This window comes from Acidovorax delafieldii 2AN (genome assembly GCF_000175235.1).
GTDB lineage: Bacteria > Pseudomonadota > Gammaproteobacteria > Burkholderiales > Burkholderiaceae_C > Acidovorax > Acidovorax delafieldii_B.
Window position 1 is genome coordinate 1 of sequence record NZ_ACQT01000359.1, and the last position, 2883, is coordinate 2883.

General features: G+C 67.5%; 3 protein-coding genes. 2 read left to right on the plus strand and 1 reads right to left on the minus strand.

Features of this window, described 5'->3' with window-relative positions; all coding sequences use genetic code 11:
- Nucleotides 1–478 precede the first annotated feature (478 nt).
- Nucleotides 479–865, plus strand: coding sequence for a hypothetical protein (locus ACDELDRAFT_RS20950; protein WP_005800129.1), 387 nt, complete (start codon nt 479–481; stop codon nt 863–865).
- Between the two features lie 54 nt (nt 866–919).
- Here ACDELDRAFT_RS20950 and ACDELDRAFT_RS20955 read toward each other — a convergent pair whose 3' ends face one another.
- Nucleotides 920–1402 (minus strand): universal stress protein, encoded by a 483-nt coding sequence (locus ACDELDRAFT_RS20955; protein ID WP_005800130.1) that lies wholly within the window; start codon nt 1400–1402, stop codon nt 920–922.
- A 94-nt stretch (nt 1403–1496) separates the two neighbouring features.
- Between ACDELDRAFT_RS20955 and tgt the strand changes: the two genes are divergently transcribed.
- On the plus strand, nt 1497–2669 hold the full coding sequence (tgt, locus tag ACDELDRAFT_RS20960) for a tRNA guanosine(34) transglycosylase Tgt (RefSeq protein WP_005800132.1): 1173 nt from the start codon (nt 1497–1499) through the stop codon (nt 2667–2669).
- The last annotated feature ends 214 nt before the right edge of the window (nt 2670–2883 follow it).

Genomic DNA, 2883 nt, shown 5'->3' on the forward strand with positions numbered 1-2883 from the left:
GCCAGCGCGCCGGCGGCGCTGCACTGACCGTTCCAGAAGTGGCGCGCCCCAGAGGCTTCGCCGGCCCCGCGATGACACCCTCCGCGCGGCCCGAGCACACCGCCCTCTCTTCCCACGCATCTCACCTACCTCCCGCATCGCACGCAGCCCCGTCTCTTGACCCGCGCGAGGCCCCGCGACGCGGAAACCGTCCAGCCCCCCGCAGTGCGAAACGGCCGCCTGGAGGGATGCACGGCGGGTGCGGCCCCGTCGCCATGCGCATGAGAGCACGCCCCATCGGCCGCCGTACACTCACAACTCGTAACGACATCGCCCTCAAGTTTTGCGCAGCGATGCCGAGGCACAGCCACAATGGCACGCACACGGAAAACGGCACGGCGACGGTCCGGGGACTTCAAAAAGAGCCCTTTTCCCACCGTTTAACCTGCCATTGCCTGCACCGTGCGCCCTCGACAATGCGGCCAGAGAGGAACATCCCATGGACATGCAATACCAGCTCAAGGCAGGCAGCTACTACCTGTACGACATGCGCGAAAAGCCCAGCGCGGTCACGGGCGAGCGCCGGTTCAAGCTGAAAACCGACACGGTGGCGATTGCATTCGATGTGCACACCGGCGAGGTGCACCAGCATGGCAGCCCCACGCGCATCCAGTCGTGGGCCAACAACACGCGCCGGCGCCTGCGCGCGGCGGGCGCACAAGACATCGCCAACGACCTCGTGGTGGTTTCGGGCCCCCTGCCGGTGGACGAACTCAACAAATGCCTGTGGGTCACCGGCTATGTGCGGCGCATGTTCAAGCGCCTGGCAAGCCTGCCCCATGGAAAGCTGCAACGCACGGCCGAGCCGTTTCGCAAGGCAGCCTGAGCCCCTCTTTCACCACCAAGGGCCGCCGCGTGCGGCCCTTGGCGCTTTTGCGGCTCAGGCCGCCGGTTCTGCGATGCCTTCGCCGTCTTCCAGCGCCTCCGGCACCTCGGCGTGCTTCACGATGGTCACCGGCACCGGGCTGGCGTGGGCCAGCTCCTGCGACACCGATCCCAGCAGCGCACTGCTGATGGCGCCCTGGCCGCGCGCGCCGATGAGGACCATGTCGCAGCCCGAGCTTTCGATGATGTCCACCAGCACATGGGCCGGGTCGCCCACGCCCACGGCCGTTTCGCAGGCCAGGCCTGCGGCTTCGAGCAGCGCACGGGCCGGCGCCATCAGGTGCTCGCCGGCCTCCACGCTGGCGGCGGCGATCAGGTCGGGGTCGCGCGACACCACCAGTTCGTACAGCGACGCGGGTTCCTGCACATTGGCCAGCACCACGCTGGCGCGCAGGCCGTCCTGCACCAGCCGCAGCGCGTGGTGCACGGCATCCAGCGACAGGGCCGAGCCGTCCACGGCGATCAGAATCTTGAGCATGGCAACCACTCCTTTTTATTGAACCATTCGGGCCAGTGTAGCGGCGTGGTGCGGCCGGGCGCGGGGCCAGCCCCCATCTGGGACAATCGCGCCCATGCTGCAGTTTGACCTTCTCACCACCGACCCCGCCAGCCACGCCCGGCGCGGCACGCTCACGCTCAACCACGGCGTCGTGCAGACCCCCATCTTCATGCCCGTGGGCACCTATGGCACCGTCAAGGGCGTGATGCCGCAAAGCCTGCATGACATGGGCGCGCAGATCATCCTGGGCAACACCTTCCACCTGTGGATGCGCCCCGGCCTCGATGTGATGCAGAGCTTTGGCGGACTGCACGGCTTCGAGCAGTGGAACAAGCCCATCCTCACCGACTCGGGGGGCTTTCAGGTGTGGAGCCTCGGGGCCATGCGCAAGATCACCGAGGAAGGCGTGCATTTCGCCAGCCCCGTGAACGGCGACAAGCTGTTCATGTCGCCCGAGGTGAGCATGCAGATCCAGACCACGCTCAACAGCGACATCGTGATGCAGCTCGACGAGTGCACGCCCTACGAGACCAAGGGTCACCTCACCACCGAGCGCGAGGCACGCCAGTCGATGGAGATGAGCCTGCGCTGGGCCCGCCGCAGCCAGGACGAGTTCCACCGCCTGAACAACCCCAACGCGCTCTTCGGCATCGTGCAGGGCGGCATGTACGAGAACCTGCGCGCCGAATCGCTCGACCGCCTGGTCGAGATGGATTTCCCCGGCTACGCCATCGGCGGCGTGAGCGTGGGCGAACCCAAGGACGAGATGCTGCGCATCATGGCGCACACGCCGCACAGGCTGCCGGCCCACAAGCCGCGCTACCTGATGGGCGTGGGCACGCCCGAAGACCTGGTCGAAGGCGTGGCCCAGGGCGTGGACATGTTCGACTGCGTCATGCCCACGCGCAACGCGCGCAACGGCACGCTGTTCACGCGCTTTGGCGACCTGAAGATCCGCAACGCGCGCCACAAGGCCGACCACCAGCCCCTCGACACCACCTGCACCTGCCACGCCTGCGCCGGCAGCGCGGGTGTGCCGTGGGACCAGGGCGGGCGCGGCGGTTTCTCGCGCGCCTACCTGCACCACCTGGACCGCTGCGGCGAGATGCTGGGCCCCATGCTCACCACCATCCACAACCTGCATTACTACCTGAACCTCATGCGCGAGGTGCGCGAGGCGCTGGATGCGGGGCAGTTCGCCGCGTTCCGTGCGCAGTTCAAGGCAGACCGCGCCCGGGGCGTGTGAACCCGGCGGGGCAAGTCCACCCGTTTTGCTACTTATTCAATAGCTACCAGCGCACAACCCACCAGCGCAAGAGGCCAAGATCATTCAAAAACTGCTGCACCACCTGCTGCGCTGGCCTCTGCGGGCCCTGACCAGCCTGGGCAGCGGGCTGCTGGCGCTGCTGATCCTGTTCGAGGAGTGGGGCTGGGAGCCGCTGCAGCGGCTGCTGGCGCGC